A 21,047-nucleotide genomic window follows, 5' to 3' on the forward strand; every position below is an offset into this window, starting at 1 on the left:
TCGCCCGCCGGACACGTGCGCGCGCCGCGGCGTTCACCCGGAGGGGCCAGCGTGGGCGGGTTCCTTCGAAACCGCTCAGGAGACCCGTGCCCCGTCACTTCGCCCCCCGCCGCACCGCCGGCGCCGCGCTCACCCTCGTCCTCGCGAGCTGCACCGTCGGCGCCGCACTGCCCGCCACCGCCGCCGGCGACTCCTTCTTCACCCGCGTCGCCACGGTGCCCGCGTACCTCAACGCCGCCGACCCGGCCGTCGACTCCGCCGTCGCCGAGATCTCCAGCGCCTCGCCCGACGGCCGCCTGGTCTACTCCACCGACTCCGCCGGCCAGCGGATCAACGTCCTCGACATCAGCGACCCGGATGCGCCGAAGCCCCTCGGCGGCGTCGGCGTCGGCGGCGAGCCCACCTCGGTCTACGCGACCGGCGAGTACGTGCTCGCGGTCGTCGACACCTCCGACGGCGACTTCGCGAACCCCTCGGGCCACGTCAGCGTCCTGCACGCCAGCGACCTCGCCCCGGTCGCGACGATCGAGCTCGGCGGCCAGCCCGACTCCATCGACGTCACCACCGCCGGCGACCTCGCCGTCATCGCGATCGAGAACCAGCGCGACGAGGAGTTCACGCCCGAGGGCGCCGAGGAGGGCGACCTCCCGCAGGCCCCCGCGGGCGAGCTCGTCGTCATGGACCTCACCGCCGACCCGTCCGCCTGGGTCGCCGAGCACATCGCGCTCACCGGCCTCGCGGGCCTCGACACCCCGAGCGACCCGGAGCCCGAGTACGTCTCGATCAACCCCGCCGACACCGCCGTCGCGGTGACCCTGCAGGAGAACAACGCCGTCGCGATCCTCGACCTGGCGACCCGCACCGTCACCGCGTCCTACTCGGCCGGCACCGCCTCCGTCTCCGGGATCGACACCCTCGACGACGACCGCATCGCGCTGACCGACTCGATCACCGACGTCCCGCGCGAGCCCGACGCGATCGGCTGGGTCGGCGACGACCACGTCGCGATCGCGAACGAGGGCGACTGGAAGGGCGGCACCCGCGGCTGGTCGATCCTCGACGCGGCCTCCGGCGCCGTGGTCTGGGACGCCGGCAACACCTTCGACCACCTCGCCGTCAGCCTCGGCCTCTACCCCGACAAGCGGTCCGACGCGAAGGGCTCCGAGCCGGAGGGACTGCTCTCGGCGACCTTCGACGGCGTGCCGTACGTCTTCGTCGGCGCCGAGCGCGCCAACTTCGTCGCGGTCTACGACGTCTCCGACCCCACCGCGCCCCGTCTCGTGCAGGCGCTGCCGTCCACGCCCGGTCCGGAGGGGCTGCTCGCCCTGCCCGAGCGCGACCTGCTGGTCGTCTCGAGCGAGACCGACGACGCCGAGGCGGCGGTGCGCGCGAGCGTGCAGCTCTACGCGCTCGGCGCCTCCGCCCCGGCCTTCCCGACCATCGCGTCGGCCGACGTCGACGGCTCGCCGCTGCCGTGGGGTGCGCTCTCCGGCCTGTCGGGCGACCCGGCCGCCGCGGATCGTCTCTACGCCGTGAGCGACAGCGCGTATGCGCCGAGCACGATCCACTCGGTCGACACCTCGGTCGTCCCGGCGCTGATCGACTCCACGCTGACCGTGACGGAGGCGGGTGAGCCGGCAGCCCTCGACCTCGAGGGCATCGCCGCGCGCGAGGACGGCGGCTTCTGGGCCGTGACCGAGGGCGCGACCGGGCCGGAGAACGCGCTGCTGCGCCTGGACGCCTCCGCCGCGGTGCTCGAGCGGATCGCGCTCCCCGCCGAGCTGGGCGACGCGCTCGGCTCGCAGGGTTTCGAGGGCGTCACGATCGAGGCGGGCGAGGGCGGCGAGATCGTCTGGACCGCACTGCAGCGGGAGGCGTCGACCGACGCCGACGGGATCGTCCGAATCGGACGCTACGACGTCGCGGCAGGCAGCTGGAGCTTCTTCGGCTACCCGCTGGAGGCGCCGTCCGGCGCCGAGGGCGACTGGAACGGCCTCTCCGAGATCACGCTGACGCCCGCCGGGACCCTCGCGGTCATCGAGCGCGACAAGCGCAACGGACCGGATGCGGCGCTCAAGGCCGTGTACACGGTGCCGCTGCCAACCGGCCCGGGCGCCGCGATCGGCGAGGAGCTCCCCGTGCTGGAGAAGACGCTCGCCGTCGACGTCCTGCCCGCGCTCGAGGCCGGCCACGGCTGGACGCAGGAGAAGCTCGAGGGCCTGGGCATCACCGGCGCCGGCGAGGTCTTCGCGGTCACCGACAACGACGGCGTCGACGACGCGAACGGCGAGACGGTGCTCGCGTCACTCGGCTCCGCGGAGGACGTGTTCGGAGCGGCGGTGACGCCGACCCCGGTGCCGACGACCGAGCCGACCGCGGTGCCGACGGCCGAGCCCACGGCTGAGCCGACCGATGCGCCCACCGCACAGCCCACGGCCGAGCCCACCACCTCGCCGACCGCGCAGCCCACGGCCGCGCCGACGCACCCCGCCGGTGCCGTGCCGCCGCGGACGGGCTCGGGCTCCGGCTCGCTCGCCTCGACCGGTGTCGAGACCGGCTGGCTCTCGGCCGCCGCGCTGTCCCTCCTCGCCGGCGGAGCCCTCGTGCTCGGCCTCGCCCGGAGGCGCCGCACGGCGCGCTGACGCCGCGAGATCTCGAGACGTCCGCTGCACATGCTGGTCGAGTAGCCGCGGCACGCGGCCCCGCATGCTGGTCGAGTAGCCGCGGCACGCGGCGTATCGAGACCCACCGTCGTCGACACGGCGGGCCTGCAGACGCCACTTCTGGCGCCGGTGGATCTCGATACGCCCGCTGCGCGGGCTACTCGATCAGCATGGAGGACCCGCTCCGCGAGCAACTCGATCAGCAGGGTGCGCGGCCCCGCTCGCCGAGGACCTCCGGCACGCGGAAACACCTCCGGCTCGTCGAATCCGTGGATTCCGACGAGCCGGAGGTCGTTTCGCGTGCCGGAGGTGCGGCCCGGGGGTCAGCTGCCGGAGGGGGCGTCCGACTCCTCGGGGGTGGCGGTGTCGCTCGGGACGGAGGGGGTCGCACCGGCGTCGGGAGCGTCACCGGCGGCGGGGCCGGTGCCGGGCCGCGCGGGACCGGCGGGCGCCTCACCGGCGGCCGGGGGCGCGGGCGGGGTCGGCGCGGAGCCGTCCGCCGGGGGCGTCGGGAGCGCGCAGTCACCCGAGGGCGCGGCCGGCGGGGTCGGCGGGGTCACGGCGTCGCCGTCCGCGGGCGCGGCGGGAGGGGTCGGGAGGACTCCGTCGGCGGGCGGGGTCGCCGTCGCGCCGTCGGCAGGAGCGGCGGGAGGCGTGGGCGCCTCGCCGTCGGCAGGGGCCGCGGGCGGGGTCGGCGTCTCGCCGTCGGCGGGAGCGGCCGGAGGCGTCGGCGCCTCGCCGTCAGCGGGTGCCGCCGGCGGGGTCGGCATCGAGCCGTCCGCGGGGGGCGTGGGCGCCTCGCCGTCAGCGGGAGCCGCGGGCGGGGTCGGCGCCTCGCCGTCGGCGGGCGCGGCCGGCGGGGTCGGCATCGAGCCGTCCGCACCGGGCGCCGGGGGCTTCGGCAGTCCGGCGCCCGCGGGTCCGCAGGCGGCCGGGCCGGTCGAGGCCGGGCCGGTGAGGGTCGGCGCGTCGCTGGAGTCCGGGGTCGGCGTCGCACTGGCCGTCGCGCTCGGCGTCGTCTCGATCGTGCTCGAGCTCGTCGAGCCGGAGGTGGGCGCGGAATCGGCGAAGGCGGCGGTCGATCCGATCGCGGCGAAGCCGAGGGCGCCGGCCGCGATGCAGAGGGCGATCGCACGGGTCCGGGGGCGGCGCGGGCCGAAGCCCTGGCCCTCAGTACCCGAGCCCTGGGTTCCGGGGGTGCGGCTGTCGGGGGTCTTGCTCATGGGAGTCTCCTCGGTCCGGCCCGGTGCCGTTCCCGTTCGGGAGCGGTTGCGGCCGGTTCCATTTCAGATTCCGAGCCGAATCTGAAGCGGTCCTTAAGAACAGAGGCTCCCCAGCCGAGTGGCGGTCGACGCCGATCCGCGCCCCCTACGGTCGGAGCATGCTCCCCTCCGCCCGCGTGCTCCTCGTCGAGGACGACGACGCCATCCGCTCCTCCGTCGAGGCCGCCCTCCGCGGCGAGCGCTACACCGTGCGCGCCCTGCCGACCGGCGAGGACCTCGCCCGCGAGCTCGCCGACTTCGCGCCCGACCTGGTCGTGCTCGACTGGATGCTGCCCGGCCCGAGCGGCATCGTGCTCGCCGAGCGGATCCGGCGCACCAGCGACGCGGCCGTGATCATGCTGACCGCGCGCGACGCCGTCGACGACCGGCTCCGCGGCTTCAACGAGGGCGTCGACGACTACGTGGTGAAGCCGTTCGTCCTCGCCGAGCTGGTCGCGCGGGTCACCGCGGTGCTCCGCCGGCGCGGTCGCGTCCCCTCGATCATCGAGATCGGCGACCTGGTCGTCGATCCCGACGCCGGACGCGCCCGCCGCGGTGGCGAGCCCCTCGACCTCACCGCCACCGAGTTCCGGCTGCTCGCGTTCCTCGCGGGAAGCCGCGGCCGCACGCTGACCAAGACGCAGATCCTCACCCAGGTCTGGGGCTACGACCACGTCGACCCGAACCTCGTCGAGGTGCACCTCAGCTCGCTCCGCAAGAAGATGGAGGCGCACGGCGACCGCCTCATCCACACCGTCCGCGGGCTCGGCTACCGGGTGGAGGCATGAGCGTCCCGGCAGGCGCCCCCGCCGCGGGCACCACCGCCGCGGGCACCGACGCCGCGGGCGTTGCCGCCGCGCGCCCCGCCTCCGCCCCGCTGCGCACCGGCTCCCTGCGCCTGCGCACCGTGCTCGCCGTGCTCGCCCTGCTGGCGGTGCTGCTGCTGGCGCTGTCCGCGACGGTGCAGGTCGTGCTCGGCGAGCGCCTCCGCGACCAGATCGAGGAGCGGCTGGCCGATCGCGCCTCCGCCGCCGCAGCCCTGGTCGGCACGATCGCCGACGACGAGCTCGCCTCGCGGCTCTCGGCGCAGGGCGTCGCCGTGCGTATCCAGAGCCCCGACGGCGAGGAGGTGGTCGCCGGCCCGAGCCCCGAGCAGCTGCGCCAGGGACCGGGAGCGGCGGACCAGCTGGGCGAGCCGCCGAGCCCGCCCGGGAGCACCAGTGCCGCCGCGCCCACGCCCCGCGACGCCACCGTCACCGTCGCCTCGAGCAGCGTCTCCGGCGACGACGGCCTGATCACCCTGCAGTCCGTCCTCAGCGACGGCACGGTGCTGACCCTCAGCAGCGAGGCGGGCTCGGTCGGCTCGACCCTCGCCTCGCTGAACGGGATCCTGCTCGGCGCCTCGGCCGTGTTCCTCCTGCTCGCCGCCGGCGCCCTCGTCCTGGTGGTCCGCGCGACCCTGCGCCCGCTCGAGCGGATGACCACCGTCGCCCGCTCGATCGCGCACGGCGACCGCGGCCGGCGCCTGCGCCCCTCGCGGCCGGGCACCGAGCTCGGCCGCACGGCCACGGCGTTCGACGAGATGCTCGACGACCTCGAGCAGGCCGAGCAGTCGGCGCTGGCCGCCGAGCGCCGGATGCGCGCCTTCGTCTCGGACGCGGCGCACGAGCTGCGCACCCCGGTCGCCGGCATCCAGGCCGCGGCCGACGCGCTGGTCCGCGCCGACGGCACCGAGGAGGAGCGCGAGCGGCTGTCGGTGCACGTGGTCCGCGAATCGCTGCGGGCCGGGCGGCTCATCCAGGACATGCTGCTGATGGCGCGGCTCGACGAGGGGCTCGCCCTCGACGCCCGGCCGCTGGACGCCGGCGCGGTGGCGGCCGCCGCGATCGAGCGGCAGCTGCTGCGCGGCTCCGGCCCCGAGATCGTCCTGCACCGCGACCCCGTAGCGCCGCCCGTGCACGCCGACGCCGACCGGCTCGGCCAGATCGTCGGCAACCTGCTCGAGAACGCCGCCCGCTTCGCCCGCTCCCGGATCGACGTCACGCTCGCGCACGCCGACGACCGGGTCACCGTGACGGTCGACGACGACGGCCCGGGCGTCCCCCAGGCCGACCGCGACCGCGTCTTCGACCGGCTCGTCCGCCTCGACGACGCCCGCAACCGCGCCGACGGCGGCTCGGGCCTCGGCCTGCCCATCGCCCGCGGCCTCGCCCGCGCCCTCGGCGGCGACCTGGTCTGCCTGCGCGGGGCCGCCGGAGCGCGCTTCCGCGTGATCCTGCCCGCCGGCACGGCCGGGGGCGGCAGTTCGGAGCACGACATGAGCTGACGGCTGCCGCCCCCATGCTGATCGAGTAGCCCGCGAAGCGGGCGTATCGAGATCCCCCACGCCTCGAAGAGCATCGCCCCGGAGAGCGCCATCCCACTGCCTCCATTGAGACTCCACGCGCGGATCCCGCCAGGACGCATGCCGTCGTGGGAATGAGTGACCTTCGCAGTCCCGAGGCAGGCGATCGCGGCTTCGAGAGGCTCGATGAACGCGCGATACGCCTCCGCGGGCGTCCGGCCGGGCACCGTGGCCTATCGGGCGTAGGGGACGGCCATCACCAGGCGGAGGATCGATGCATCCTCGGTGGTGTCGTACTCTCCGGCATCGACCCGGTCGAAGAACTCGCCGAGAGTGATGCCGAGCCGGTCGCTGACGCGCAGCCGGAGGAATTCGCGCCCGTCTGCGAGCGGAACCTCCTCGGCGAGGGGAACGACCACTGTCGTAGCGACTGCACCCATGATTGAACCTCCTCTGTACCGATGAGCCGTCAGTATGACGCGCACCCCCGACAGACGGCAGGTCGACGCCGGACGTCCGCACAGGCCCTCTTCGGCCCTCCATCCAGTCGCCCCTCCTCTCCGACCGCCAAGGGGGTCCACCTACGGTGGGACCGGCTGGCGGGCGCGGCTCAGAGCTCGACCACGAGGCGGTCGGCCGACGCCCACTCCGCCTCGACATCCGCGAGAGCGACGGCCCGCAGCGGGGCGTCGACACCATCGTCGCCGGGCTCGCGGCCCGCCGCCTAGTCTGAGAGCGTCCGCCGCACGAACGAGGAGACCTGGGTGAACGTCCGCGAGCTGCTCGGCCACCCGGAGCTGCAGCTCACCCTGGTCGGCGGCGACGACGTGCAGCTGGCCCGCGCGATCTCGGGCACCTACACGATCGACCTGCCGGATCCGGGACGCTTCCTCTCCCCCGGCGACGTGGTGCTGACGAGCGCGCTCTGGACCTCCGGCCGGGAGAGCGTCGAGCGCTTCGTCGGCGGCGTCGCCGACCGCGGAGTGGTCGCCATCGTCGTCGGCCTGATCGCGGTCGGCTCGCTCCCGGAGGGGATGCTCGAGGTCTGCCGCCGGCACGGCATCGCCCTGCTGACGGTGGCGCCGGACGTGTCGTTCAAGACCATCGCGCAGACGGTCGCCGGAGTGATCGCGCAGGCCGACCTGCCGACGCTCGGCCGCGAGGCGCGGTTCGCCCGGCGCCTGCTCGCCGATCCCGCCTCGGGCGAGGGCGTCCAGGTCGCCCTGCGCGCCTTCTTCGAGGAGTTCGCGCACGGCAGCTGGGCGGTCGACCGCGCCGGCACCCTGGTCGCCTCCGCCGGCGGACTGCCCACGGCCGCCGACTACGGCGCCGCCTGGGAGGCCTCGCTCTCCTCCCCCGACAGCCGCTGGGAGGTCACCGAGCACGGCCGCTCGCTCTCCCGCCGGGCCCTCTTCTCCGCCGCCGGCGAGCGGCTCGGCGTGCTCGTCGTCACCGGCGATCAGCGCGGCTGGTTGGAGGAGACCGCGGACGGCGTCGAGCTGCTCGCGGGGGCGGTCGCCGGCCGGCTCGACCTCGCCCGCCAGCGCGAGCGCACGTCGGCCGCTCCGCTGCTCGACCTGCTCCGGGCGCTCCTGCACGACGAACTGCCCGAGTCCGAGACCGCCGTGCGGCTGCGGCTGCTCGGCTTCCGCCTCGGCGCGCCGCTCCGGATGGTCGTCGCGCGCACCGACGACCCGTCGCTGCCCCCGGAGGCGCTGCTGCAGCCGCTGCGCGCGGCCGCCGAGCGCGAGCACGCGCGGGCGCTGGGCGCGGTGCTCGACGGGGCCGCCGTGCTGCTGCTCGGCGATCCCGCGGACGAGAGGTCGTCGCCCGGGCCCACGCTGCGCTCCGCGGTCGAGGCGGCGCCGTGGCTGCTGCACGAGCGCCGGATCGCGATCGGCGTGGGCGATGCCTCGCGCGCCGTCGAGCAGCTGGGGGTCTCACTCCTCGCGGCCAGGGAGCGCGCGAGCCGCGCTTCCTCCGACGAGCCCGTCTCGATCGTCGAGCACACGGTCCCCGTCTCGAGCGGCGCCCTGCTCGAGCTGGTCGCCCCGCGCACCCGCGCGGCCTTCGCGCTCACCGTCCTCGGACCGCTCGTCCGCTACGACGACGAGCACCGCAGCGACATGGTCGAGACCCTGCGCGTCTTCCTCGAGAGCGGCGGCTCCTGGCGCCAGGCCGCCGACCGCCTGCATCTGCACGCCAGCACCCTCCGCTATCGGATGCAGCGGATCGAGGCGCTCACCGGCCGCGACCTCTCCGCGATGGCCGACCGCGTCGACCTGCACCTGGCGCTGCGCTTCATGTAGCGGGCCGGCACCTGCCGGAGGACACGGCCTGCGCCAGTCGACCGTGTCGCGTCAGCGTGCGCTGCGGGCGCCAGACCGTCCCGTCTGTGCCAGATGTTCGACGGCCGATGAGGATGGATGCGAGCATTCGTCGTCTCACCTTCCATTCACTCCTGAGGAGCCTCCGTGCATCGTCGTCCCGACTCCCTTCGCCCGCGCCGCTGCGCCGGCACCCCGTTCACCGTCGCCGCCTCCCTCGCCCTGACCGTCGGGCTGCTCGGCTCGGCCACGGCCGCCCACGCCGCCGTGGCGCCGACGGCCACTCCGACCCCGACCGCGAGCGCGACCGCCGCCTCCGCCTCCCTAAGCGCGACCGCCCGCGGCGAGCTCGTCCTCAAGCCCGGCGAGAAGCCGGCCTCCGGCACACCGCTGAGGTGGACCATCACGGTCACCAATACAGGCGACGTCCCCCTCCACAACGTCGCCACCACTTTCAGCGACGGACTGATCACCCTCCAGCCTGGCGAGAAGCACGACTTCATCGAGCAGGACCTCCTCACCCAGAACATCATCAGCAACGGCTACGCCCTCCTCACCACCCAAGCCACCGCACTCACCCCCACCGACACCGAGATCACCACCCCCATCACCGCCCGACACGACCTCCCCACCCCCACCCCCGCGCCCGCACCCGCGCCCACGCCCACGGCCACGGCCACGCCGACGCCGACTCCCACACCGACGACACCTGTGCCCGCTCCGACGACACCTGTGCCCACCCCGACGACACCGGCACCGACGCCGACACCCGCGCGGGGCGCCGCTTTCAGCGCGACCGCAGTCGGCGAGCTCGTCCTCCCGCCCGGCGAGAAGCCGAAGGTCGGCACCGAGGTGAAGTGGACCGTCACCGTCACGAACACCGGTGATGTCCCCCTCGACGACGTCGCTATTGTGCTCGCCGGACGCGGCATCCACTTGGAACCCGGCCAGGGACGCGACTTCGTCTATTCGACGACCCTCGACCAGAAGCAACTCGCGGATGGCTACGCCGTCAGCATCGACACCCTCGGCGCAACGGAACCCGACGGCACGGAGGTTTACACACCCCTCCGCGCCCGACTCGCCCTCCCCGGCGCGACTCCCGCACCGACTCCGACCACGCCGGCGCCCACTCCGACGACACCGGCACCCACCCCGACCACTCCGGCGCCCGTCCCAGCTGGTGAGGGCGCCCTGACGGCCACCGCCCACGGCGAGCTCCTGCTCAAGCCGGGCGAGAAGCCGAAGGTCGGCACCCCGGTGCAGTGGACCATCACGGTCACGAACACAGGCGACGTCCGCATCGACTCCATCCTCAACAAGGTCATCGGGGGCCTCCTCGACCTGCAGCCCGGCCGGAGCGGAAAGCTCATCGGAACGATCGGCCTCACCCAGACCGACCTCACCAACGGCTACGCCGTCCTCGACGTCCCCGTCACCGGAAAGAACGCGAAGGGCGCCGAGATCATCGCCCCGCTGTCCGCCCGACTCGACTTCTCCACCCCGACGCCCCCGACGCCGACGCCCACTCCGACCACACCGGCACCCGCACCCACTCCTCCGGGCCCTGTGCCGGCAACGCCGACATCCGCCCCGGTCACTCCCGCACCGGGCACACCCGCCACAGTGGCACCGGCCGCTGTCGTACCCGCCGCTTCCGGCACGACGGGCTCGTCGAGTTCGACCACGAAGAGCCCGACCGCCGCTGAGACGTCGAAGCGCCGCCTCGCCGAGACCGGATCCGACGCGGCGGGCGTGCTGTCCGCCGCCGGGATCCTCACCGTACTCGGCGCGATCGGCGTGCTCGTCGGCCGCCGGCGCCGCCGCACCCGTCCGGCCACCGACCGAGCCGGCCACTGACCGATCGCCGGTGACGGCGACGCCCTTCGACGCCACCGGCGATCCACCACGGCCCGGGCCCGCTTCTTCGGCGGACCCGGGCCGTTCCTGCGCTCTCCGCACGATCGCCCCCCACCGCGGGCGGGAAGATCGCGCAGCCTGTCACCGCCGAGCTCATCAGTCCCAGATCCATCGCCCGCGCCAGCGTGCGCTGCGAACGCCAGACCGTCTCACCTGCGCCAGATGTTCGACGGCCGATGCGGCTGGATGCGAGCATTCGTCGTCTCGCCTTTCATCACCTCCCGAGGAGCTCCGTGCACCGTCGTCCCGACCCCCTCCGCCCGCGCCGCTGCGCCGGGACCCCGTTCACCGTCGCCGCCTCCCTCGCCCTGACCGTCGGGCTGCTCGGCTCGGCCACGGCCGCCCACGCCGCCGTGGCGCCGACGGCCACCCCGACGCCGATCGCGAGCGCGACTGCGAAGGGCGCCGCTTTCAGCGCGACCGCAGTCGGCGAGCTCGTCCTCCCGCCGGGCGGGAAGCCGACGGTCGGCACCCAGGTGAAGTGGACCGTCACGGTGACCAACACCGGCGACGTCCCTCTCGACGACGTGGCCCGAACGATCGCGGGACCCGGCCGCCATCTGGAACCCGGCCAGACCCTCGAGCTGACCTCGTCGACCACCCTCACACAGAAGCAACTCACGGAGGGCTCCGCTGTCCTCGACGAGTTCACCGGCGCGAGGACACCCGACGGCGTCTCGGTCTACACACGCGTCCGCGGCCGACTCGCCCTCCCCACCCCGACTCCCGAACCGACCCCGACCACACCGGCACCCACTCCGACGACCCCGGCCCCCACCCCGACCACACCGATGCCGGCCCCGACCACACCGACGCCGACGTCGGCCCCGACACCCGCGCGGGGCGCCTCCTTGAGCGCGACCGCCCGCGGCGAACTCGTCCTCAAGCCCGGCGAGACGCCCCAGGTCGGCACCCAGGTGACGTGGACGGTCACGGTCACGAACACCGGCGATGTTCCCCTCGACGACGTCGCCACCGTCTTCGCCGAACCAGGCTTCCGCCTCGAACCCGGTCAGACCCGCGAGGTGACCACGTCGACCACCCTCGACCAGAAGCAACTCGCGGACGGCTACGCCGACCTCGATGTGTTCGTCGACGCGAGGACACCTCGCGGCGCATTGGCCTACGCACACCTCAACGGCGAACTAGCGCTCCCGGGCCCGGCACCCACGCCGACTCCGACCCCGCCGACACCTCCCGCGACGCCCACTCCCACCCCGCCTGCACCTACCCCGACGCCCACTCCCACCCCGCCTGCACCCACCCCGACCCCGCCGGGCCCCACGCCGGCACCGACACCGGCACCCACCCCGGCCTCCCAGGGCGCGCTGAAGGTGTCCGCCAGCGGCGTGCTCGTCCTCGCACCCGGCGAGAACCCCGCGGTCGGCACCGAGGTCGAGTGGACCATCACGGTCACCAACACCCGCGCCGACACCGTCTACGACATCACCAGCAGGACCGCGGAGAACTTCTTCGACCTGCAGCCCGGCGAGACCGACGAGCTGACCGCCACGACCGAGCTCACCCAGGCCGACCTCACCAACGGCTACACCGTGCTCGACGACATCGTCGACGGACTCGACCTCTCCGGGGAGGAGATCGAACCGATCAGCACACCCGTCACCGCCCGACTCGCCCTCCCGACGCCCACGCCCACCCCGCCGGCACCCACCCCGACCCCGCCGGCGACGCCCACCCCTCCGGCGCCCACCCCTGCACCGGCACCCACCCCGGCACCGGAGCCGTCACCGGGCACCCCGGCACCCGTCGTGCCCGCAGCCTCCGGCACCACGGGCTCCACCACGAAGAGCTCGAACGCCGCCGAGGCGTCGAAGAACCGCCTCGCGGAGACCGGGTCCGACGCGGCCGGCGCGCTCTCCACCGCCGGTATCCTCACCGCCCTCGGCGCGCTCGGCGTGCTCGTCGGGCGTCGTCGCCGGCGCAACCGCTCCGCCCACTGACCGCTCGCCGGCGGAGTCGACGCCCTTCGACACCGCCGCCGAGCCACGACGGCCTGAACCCGCCCTCCCGGACGGGTTCAGGCCGTTCTCGCGTTCCCCGGGCATCGCCACCAGCAGAACCCGGCCGATCGGGCCCATGACCGGCCCCTCCTCGACGCCGACATGCCCGCTTCGACACAACTCCCGCCACTACTGCACATCAGCGCCATTACTCGCATCGGGCGCCTCCTTGACCACTTCACGCCACCGATGTGTCAACTCCTCCTCTCCGATGTGATCGTTTCCGAGCTTCACTCGATATTCGAATCACCACCGCCTAGGAGTTCGCATGACCCCCCGCCGCCACGACATCCAGGGACCCCGCCGGTCCCTCGGAGCACCACTCAGCATCGCCGCCTCGCTCACCTTGAGCGCCTGCCTGCTCGGCTCCACCGCCCTCGTCGCCCACGCCGACGAGGCCACCGCTCCTGCCGCCGTCGAGACCACCGCGCAGGCCATCCCCGTCGAGACGACCGCGCAGGCCGTCCCCGCGGACACCACCGCACAGCCCGTCACCTCGGCACCCGCCGCACCCGAGGCCGAGCCCGCTCCGGCCGTGCAGCCGTCCGCCCCGACAGCCGCTCCGGAGCCCGTCTCCCCGGACCCCGTCTCCCCCGCCGCCTCAGTGGCGCCCGCGGCGACTGCGCCCGAGGAAGCGACGATGCCGGTCGCCGCCGCCACCCCGGTGCCCGCCGTGCCCGCGACCGAGGCGCCGGTCGTCCCGGCCCCCGCACTCCAGGATGCGCCGGCCGACGCGCCCGCCGCCGCGACCGAGACGCCGGTCTCGACACCCCAGCAGCAGCCCACTCCGGCCGCGTCAGCAGCCACGTCGGTCGGCGTGACCGCGACGGTGAAGGGCGTCCTCGATCTGAAGCCCGGCGAGAAGCCGACAGTCGGCACCTCGGTCAAGTGGACCGTCACCCTCCACAACTCCACCTCCCAGGCCGTCGACGTCCTCAAGGCGCTCCTGCACCTCGAGCCCGGCGAGAGCGGCGAGGTCGAGGACAACCTCGCACCCACGACCATCACCCAGGCCGACCTCGATGCCGGCCGCGTCAGCTACATCAGCCGCTATGACATCGTCTCCAGCGACGGCCGCCAGATCATCCGCGCGCAGGGCGCACTCGACCTGCCGAAGGCCACGTCGGCTCCGAGCACGATTCCTGCGCCGACCACGACTCCCGCGCCGACCACGAGCACGACCGCGACGCCGGCCACGACCGCGCCCGCCCCCACTCCGAGCACCACCGCGTCCGACCGGGTGACCGCCTCCGTCCGCGGCGTCCTCGACCTCGAGCCCGGCGAGAAGCCCCGCGTCGGCACCCCGGTGAAGTGGACCATCACCCTCCACAACGCCACCACCCACCCCATCGACGTCCTCAAGGCGCTCCTGCACCTCGAGCCCGGCGAGAGCGGCGAGGTCGAGGACAACCTCGCACCCACGACCATCACCCAGGCCGACCTCGACGCCGGCCGCGTCACCTACACCAGCCGCTACGACATCGTCTCCAGCGACGGCCGCCAGATCATCCGCGCACAGGGCGGACTCGATCTGCCCGAGACCGCACCGACTCCGAGCACGACGCCGACCACGAGCCCGACCGCGACGCCGACCACACCCGCACCCGCCCCCACTCCGACCACCACCGCGTCCGATCGGGTGACCGCCTCCGTGCGCGGCGTCCCCGATCTGAAGCCGGGCGAGAAGCCGACGGTCGGCACCACCGTGAAGTGGATCGTCACTTTCCTCCACCACAGCCCCGACACCGTGACGATCGACGGAACCACCCTCGAGCTCACCCCCGGCCGCAGCGGCTACGTCGAGGACACCACCCAGCCGAGCACGATCACCCAGGCCGATCTGGACGCGGGCGTCGTCCGCTACGAGAGCGAGTTCGGCGTCGACGCGCCGGGAGGCCGCTACACGATCCCCGCGCGCGGCGAGCTGACCCTCCCGACGCCGGCCCCGGCTCCGGCCGCCGCCGAGCACCCCTCCCTCACCGGGAGGATCGCCGGCGAGGTCGTGCTCCCGGCCGGTGGGCGGGTGCAGGTCGGCACGCCGGTGAAGTGGACCGCCACGCTCACCAACTCCGGCGACGTCGCCCTCTCCGACGTCCACGTCACCGATGCGGGAGAGCACACCGCCCTCGCCGTCGGCGAGACGAAGGACCTGACCTTCTACTCGACCGTCACCCGGAGGGACATCGTCCAGGGCTTCACCTTCGACACCTTCCACGCGACCGGCCGGATCCCGTCGGGCTCCAGCGTGGACCTCCGGCTGAACGACTCGCTCGACCTTCACTCCGACGAGGGACGCGTCGCCGTCATCACCACCGGCGCGTTCGAGCTGACGGCGGGCGAGCAGGTGAAGGCCGGCACCCGGGTGAGCTGGACCGTCACGGTCACGAACACCGCCGGAACGGACCTGCACGACCTCTCCGCCGACGGTGACGCCCACAGCGAGACGATCGCCGTCCTCACCCCGGGCGAGACCCGGCAGCTGCACCTCGAGACCACCGTCACGGCGCAGGACCTCGCGCAGAACCGCACCCTCCTCGTCGCCGACCTCGTCGGCCGCACCGGCGACGGCCCCTTCTCCGCCCCTGCCTCCGGCGAGCTCGCGATCGGGACGGAGCACCCCCGGCTGGAGGCGAGCTCCACCGGCGCGTTCGACCTCGAGCCGGGACAGCCCGTCACGGTCGGCTCGACGATCATCTGGACCGTCACGGTGAAGAACACCGGCGACGTGTCCTTCCTCGACCCCGACCAGCAGGGTCCCGGCAGCATCGCCGTCGGCGAGACGAAGGTCTACCAGGTGGTCGACGCCGTGACGCAGAAGGATCTGGACGCGGGAGTGGTGCGACGGGTCTCCACCGCCACGGGCATCCGGAAGGACCGCCCCGACTACACCTCCGCGCCCTACCTCGGCGTCCTCCCGATCCCGACGGCCGTGGACGGAGCCGCCACCGGAACGCCGACGCAGACGGAGACGAGCACCGGGACCACCACCGAGGCCGCGACCACCGGAGGAACCGCCTCCGCGACCGGGCCGACCGTCGGCGCGGCGACCGCCGACGAGAGCGCCCCGGCCGGCTTCGTGGCACTCGCCGGTGCCGCGGGCGTGCGTCCCGACGCAGCCGCAGGATCGGCGCCCAGCGCCCCGGCCGCGGCGAGCACGACTCCGCAGCGCGGGGGCGCCTCCGCAGCGCACCTCGCCCAGACCGGCGTCGACGCGTCGTCCGCGCTTCCGGCCGCCGGCGTCCTCGGGCTCCTCGGCGCGCTCGGCATACTGCTCGGCGCCCGCCGCCGCCGCGGCCGCACCGCCGACTGACGCACCGTCGGTCAGGCCCGGGGCCGGTGGCGTCGACTCTATTCGACGCCACCGGCCCTCGGCCGTCCTGCACCGCCAACGGTGTCGAAGACTGCCGGGCACCCGCTTCCGCGCCAGAAATTCGCAGCCCTGGGAACACCTGTGTGAACCTTCCCGGAACCGTTTCGACCTCTCGCCGATCCCTGCCCAGGAGTGCCCTTGACCCCCTCACGCCCCGACCCCCGAAGACCTCGCCGAACGCCCAGCACGCCCCTCAGCATCGCCGCGTCCGTCGCGCTGAGCGCCTGCCTGCTCGGAACGACCTCCGTCGCCGCCCACGCCGAAGGAGGCGCCGACGCCACGACCGCGGCACCGGCACAGGACGCCCCGTCGGTGCCCGCACTCCCGGCGCCCACGCCCTCGATCGCACCGGACGATGCCGCGCCGTCGGTCGGACCCGCTGCGCCCGAGGCCGCCCCCGCCGCCGCCTCCGCGGCACCGGCCGCCGCCTCCGCCGCACCGAGCGCCACCCCCGCTGTGCCGGACGCCTCTCCCTCCGCCGCTCCCCCTGCGCCGACTCCCGAGACCGCCCCGCCCGCGGCCGCTCTCGCTCCGGCCCCGGCCGCGGTCGACGTCACGACGCCTCCGAGCGTCGCGGCCGCGCCGGAGGCACCGGTCCCCTCTCTCGCGCCGGCGGCACCCGACGCGACGCCGACGCCGACGCTCGAGGCTCCTGCCGCCGCGTCGGAGACGCCGGTCGCCGCCGCCCAGCAGCAGCCCGCTCCGCCGCCGTCCGCGCCCATGACCGGGGACTCCCTGGTCACCGCGACGGCGAGGGGGACGTTCGAGCTGAAGCCGGGTGAGAAGCCGGTGGTCGGCACGAAGGTGAAGTGGATCATCACCTTCCGGAACAACGGCACGACCACCGCCGATGTCTACGGAACCCAGTTCTCCATCCCGGCGGGGCAGAGCCGCGACGGTCGGGACGACGTGAAGGAGCAGACGGTCACCCAGGCCGATCTCGATGCCGGAGTGATGAGGTATGCGAACACCTGGGGCGTCGTCACGCCGGCGGGCGTGCACTGGATCCCCGTGCGCGGCGAGCTGCCCATCCCGGCGGAGAACCCCGCGCTCGAGGTCGTCTTCACCCCGAGGTTCGAGCCGGCACCGGGCCAGCCCGTCGTCCTCGGCACCGTGGTGGACTCGACCGTGACGGTGACCAACCGCGGGGAGGTGACCCTCCACGACATCACCTTCACCGGCACCACGCCGTTCAGCCTCGCGCCGGGCCAGCAGGCCGTTCTCGGCGTCAAGGACAAGGTCGACCAGCTGGACGTGAACGCCGGCGAGTACCGCCGCGGCGAGGGCTACGTCACCGCGCGCACCCCGAGGGGCGCCGCATACAAGACCATCGCCCCCGTGAGGCTGCCGTTCCCGAAGCCGAACGTCGCCGGCGCGACGAGCACCGCCACGCCGGCTCCCGCGCCGGGTGCCGGCGCCGGAGGGTCCCCGGCGAGCGGCACGGCCGACGAGTCCTGGCGGTTCCGCGGCGAGTTCGTGCTGCAGCCCGGCGAGCAGGTGAAGGCCGGCACGAAGGTCCGCTGGACCTCGACGCTGACCAACACCGGCCCCGACGACCTGCGCGACCTCGTCGCGGTCCGGGTGGGCGCCGCCCCCGGCAGCCCCGGCAGCACCAGCGAGAAGCTGGCCGTCCTCGCCAAGGGCCGGACCGCGCAGCTGCACCTCGAGTCCACCGTCACGGAGGACGACCTGGCGAGCGGCCTCGCCCACATCGTCGTCGATGCGACCGCGGTGACCGGCGGGAGGACGAACACGGTCCGCAGCGGCGCGACGCTCGCGATCCCCGCCGAGAACCCCCTCCTCGCCGTGACCGCCACGATCGTGCCCAGGCTCGCGCCGGGAGCGGCCCCCGTCGCCGGCACCGTCTTCGACGTGACCCTCACGATCGTCAACCGCGGCGACGTCACGCTCACCGACGTCCGGATCGACAAGCTGGTCCCGCTCACCCTCGCGCCGGGCGAGAGCGCCGTCCGGGTCCTCACGGGCGAGATCGAGGACTGGGACGTGGAAGCCGGCGAATACCGCCGCTCGGGCAACATGACGGCACGCACCCCCCGCGGTGTCGAGTACTTCTCCCCCGACATCGTCGTCGTGCTGCCGATCCCCAAGAGCACGCCGTCCACTCCCTCGCCCACCGGCGCGCCGTCCACTCCGGCGCCCACCGGGACGCCGGCCACCGCCGTGCCCACCGGGACCGCGCCCGCTCCCGCACCGACCAGCGCACCGTCGCCCCCCGCCCCCGTTCCGCCGACGTCCCCGGCCGCCACGGGGGACCACCTCGTGAGCGCGACGGCGAAGGGGACGCTCGAGCTGAAGCCGGGCGAGAAGCCGACGGTCGGCACGAAGGTGACGTGGATCGTCACCTTCCGCAACGACGGCCCTGTCGCGGTCACGGTCTCCGGATCCGGCCTCGTCATCCCACCGGGTGCGAGCCGCGACGGTCGGGACGTCACGTTCTCTCGGACAGTCACCCAGGCCGATCTCGACGCCGGCAAGGTGTCGTACGCGTTCACCTGGGACCTCAGCTCGACGCAGGGCAGGTTCGCGCTCCCCGTGGTCGGCGAGCTCGCCCTGCCCGGGGGCCCGGCGGCGGCCGCCGAGCGGCCCGCCCTGGAGGTGGCCTACGCCCCGTCGTTCCGGCTCGCACCCGGCGCACCGGTCACCCTCGGCACCGTGGTCGACGCGACCGTCACGCTGACCAACCGCGGCGACGTGGCACTGAACGACATCCGACTCGCCGGACTCCCCCCGTTCAGCCTCGCGCCGGGCCAGGTCAGCGTCCAGCGCCTCTCGGACACGATCTCGCTGTCGGACCTGACCGCGGGCGAGTACCGCCGTGTGGGCGGCTTCGCCACCGCACGGACACCTCGGGGCGCCGAGCACCGGTCCACCCCCGCCACCATCGTCCTCGCGATCCCGAAGCCGGCCCCCACCGGCACGACTCCGGGCTCCGCGGGAGGCACAACGACCATGACCACGACCACGCCCACACCCACACCCACGCCCACACCCACACCCACGCCCACGCCCACGCCCACGCCCACGCCCACGATCTCCAGTCCGGCCGGCACCGCGACGCCCGCGCCCGGCACGACGGGGACCGCACCGGGTGCCACCGCAGGAGGACCGGCGGCCAACGGTCCGAGCGACGCGGCCTGGAGATTCCGGGGCGAGTTCGTGCTGCAGCCCGGCGAGCAGGTGACGGCCGGCACGAAGGTCCGCTGGACCTCGACGGTCACCAACACCGGCGCCGGCGACGTGCGGGACCTCGTCGCGGTCCGGGTCGGCGCCGCCCCCGGCAGCCCCGGCAGCACCAGTGAGAAGGCGGCGCTCGTCGCGCCGGGCGGGAGCGCCGAGCTGCACCTCGAGTCCACGGTCACGGAGGACGATCTCGCGAGCGGCCTCACCCACATCGTCGCCGACACCACCGCCGTGATCGGGGGCCGCCCCACGACGGTGCGCAGCGGCGCGCAGCTCGCGATCCCCGTCGAGCGGCCCCTCCTGGCCGTCACCACCACGAGCACGCCCAGGCTCGCACCGGGAGCAGCCGTCGCCGTGGGCACCATCGTCGACACGACCTTCACGATCGTCAACCGCGGTGACGTCGCGCTCACCGACGTCCGTGTCGACACTCTGCCGCCGTTCACCCTCGCGCCGGGCGAGAGCGCGGTCCGCACCCTCGCGGGCCCTGTCCAGCAGTCGGACGTGGAGGCGGGCGAGTACCGCCGCTCGGGCACCATCACCGCGACCACTCCACGCGGCGCCGCCTACACCTCCGACCTCCTCGTCACCGCCGTCCCGATCCCCCGGGGCAGCACCACCGGCGGCCCCGGCACCGCGCCGACACCCGTGCCCACCGGGACCCCCTCGACTCCCGCCCCGACCGGCACCCCGTCCATCCCCGCACCCACCGGCACACCGTCGACCCTCGCGCCCACCGTGACCCCGTCGGCTCCTGTTCCCCCCGGCACGCCGTCCACTCCCACACCGACCGGCACCCCACCGACCCCGGCTCCCACCGGCACCCCGTCCACGCCGGCGCCCATCGGGACCCCGTCGGCTCCCGCACCCACCGGGACCCCGTCGGCTCCGGTTCCCACCGGCACACCGACCACCCCTGCGCCCACCAACACCCCGTCCATCCCCGCGCCCATCGGAACCCCCTCCACTCCCGCACCCACCGGCACGCCGACCACTCCTGCGCCCACCAACACCCCGTCCATCCCCGCACCCATCGGAACCCCCTCCACTCCCGCACCCACCAACACACCGTCCATCCCCGCGCCCATCGGAACCCCCTCCACTCCCGCACCCACCGGCACGCCGTCCACCCCTGCGCCCACCGCCACCCCGTCCATCCCCGCACCCATCGGAACCTCCTCCACTCCCGCACCCACCGGCACGCCGACCACTCCCGCACCCACCAACACCCCATCCACTCCTGCGCCCACCGGCACGCCGGGCACGGGCACAGGCCTACCGGCAACGGGCACGGCCGGTGCCGGAGCCACCGGGACGGGCATACCCGCGACCGGGACCCCTGGAACAGCCGGGACCGGCACTCCGAGCACGGGCACCACCGACGCCGGCACGACCGGCACGCGCCCGAGCACCGCCGGTCCGCGCACCACGGACACCACCACCGGCACTCGCCCGACCGTCACCGGCACGACCGGAACCGCCACCCCGGGCGCCGTCGGCCCGGGAGCCGGTACGACGACCGGCACCATCGCCTCGGGGACGACCTCCTCGGGCGGCGGCGCGGCGGCGAGCGCCGGGACGTCGGACGCCCGCACCACGGCGTCCGGCACCACCGCGTCGGGCACCGGCACCACCACGTCAGGCACCGGCATCACCGGCACCACCCCGTCCGGCGCCGGCTCCGGCTCGCCCCACTCCGGCGTCACCGGCACGAGGCCGACGAAGGACGCCTCCGCCACCCGCCTCGCCGAGACCGGCGTCGATGCGGCGTCCGCGCTGCCCGCCGCCGGGGTCCTCGGCCTGCTCGGCGGGCTCGGCCTGCTCCTCGGCCGCCGTCGACGCGGGAACCGCGCCGCCGGCTGACCGCACGGGTCACCCTCGGAAACCGCACCGGATACGGAGAAGGGGGGGGGGGCCCCCGCCCCCCGCCCCGACCGCG

The 21,047-nt window shown here is 74.6% G+C and carries 10 protein-coding genes; 8 read left to right on the forward strand and 2 right to left on the reverse strand.

Annotation, left to right across the window (positions count from 1 at the left end; translation table 11 throughout):
• Positions 1 to 86 precede the first annotated feature (86 nt).
• Positions 87 to 2,642 carry an esterase-like activity of phytase family protein gene (locus tag MT351_RS10280; RefSeq protein WP_132436773.1) on the forward strand — a complete coding sequence of 852 codons (2,556 nt, stop codon included), beginning with the start codon at positions 87 to 89 and terminating at the stop codon, positions 2,640 to 2,642.
• Between the two features lie 344 nt (positions 2,643 to 2,986).
• Here MT351_RS10280 and MT351_RS10285 read toward each other — a convergent pair whose 3' ends face one another.
• On the reverse strand, positions 2,987 to 3,886 hold the full coding sequence (locus MT351_RS10285; protein WP_243582116.1) for a hypothetical protein: 900 nt from the start codon (positions 3,884 to 3,886) through the stop codon (positions 2,987 to 2,989).
• Positions 3,887 to 4,044: 158 nt separating this feature from the next.
• Here MT351_RS10285 and MT351_RS10290 point away from each other — a divergent pair, with 158 nt between their 5' ends.
• The gene (locus MT351_RS10290; RefSeq protein ID WP_243582117.1) at positions 4,045 to 4,713 is read left to right on the forward strand and encodes a response regulator transcription factor; all 669 of its coding nucleotides are present in this window, start codon (positions 4,045 to 4,047) and stop codon (positions 4,711 to 4,713) included.
• Positions 4,710 to 6,251 carry a HAMP domain-containing sensor histidine kinase gene (locus tag MT351_RS10295; protein WP_243582118.1) on the forward strand — a complete coding sequence of 514 codons (1,542 nt, stop codon included), beginning with the start codon at positions 4,710 to 4,712 and terminating at the stop codon, positions 6,249 to 6,251. The genes MT351_RS10290 and MT351_RS10295 overlap by 4 nt, the downstream gene beginning before the upstream one ends.
• A 251-nt stretch (positions 6,252 to 6,502) precedes the next feature.
• Here the strand turns inward: MT351_RS10295 and MT351_RS10300 are convergent, their stop codons facing one another.
• Positions 6,503 to 6,709 carry a hypothetical protein gene (locus MT351_RS10300; RefSeq protein ID WP_148060277.1) on the reverse strand — a complete coding sequence of 69 codons (207 nt, stop codon included), beginning with the start codon at positions 6,707 to 6,709 and terminating at the stop codon, positions 6,503 to 6,505.
• A gap of 324 nt (positions 6,710 to 7,033) precedes the next feature.
• Here MT351_RS10300 and MT351_RS10305 point away from each other — a divergent pair, with 324 nt between their 5' ends.
• From MT351_RS10305 to MT351_RS10325, 5 genes are all read left to right on the forward strand, one after another.
• Positions 7,034 to 8,578, forward strand: coding sequence for a PucR family transcriptional regulator (locus MT351_RS10305; RefSeq protein WP_243582119.1), 1,545 nt, complete (start codon positions 7,034 to 7,036; stop codon positions 8,576 to 8,578).
• Positions 8,579 to 8,743: 165 nt separating this feature from the next.
• Entirely contained in the window at positions 8,744 to 10,456 is a 1,713-nt protein-coding gene (locus MT351_RS20295; protein ID WP_243582120.1) for an LPXTG cell wall anchor domain-containing protein, read from the forward strand.
• Between the two features lie 293 nt (positions 10,457 to 10,749).
• Positions 10,750 to 12,477 carry an LPXTG cell wall anchor domain-containing protein gene (locus MT351_RS10315; protein ID WP_243582121.1) on the forward strand — a complete coding sequence of 576 codons (1,728 nt, stop codon included), beginning with the start codon at positions 10,750 to 10,752 and terminating at the stop codon, positions 12,475 to 12,477.
• A 328-nt stretch (positions 12,478 to 12,805) separates the two neighbouring features.
• Positions 12,806 to 15,847 (forward strand): LPXTG cell wall anchor domain-containing protein, encoded by a 3,042-nt coding sequence (locus tag MT351_RS10320; protein ID WP_243582122.1) that lies wholly within the window; start codon positions 12,806 to 12,808, stop codon positions 15,845 to 15,847.
• Between the two features lie 198 nt (positions 15,848 to 16,045).
• Positions 16,046 to 20,971 (forward strand): LPXTG cell wall anchor domain-containing protein, encoded by a 4,926-nt coding sequence (locus MT351_RS10325; RefSeq protein WP_243582123.1) that lies wholly within the window; start codon positions 16,046 to 16,048, stop codon positions 20,969 to 20,971.
• Positions 20,972 to 21,047: the final 76 nt, after the last annotated feature.

The sequence above is a fragment of the Rathayibacter sp. VKM Ac-2926 genome, from assembly GCF_022815565.1.
GTDB lineage: Bacteria > Actinomycetota > Actinomycetes > Actinomycetales > Microbacteriaceae > Rathayibacter > Rathayibacter festucae.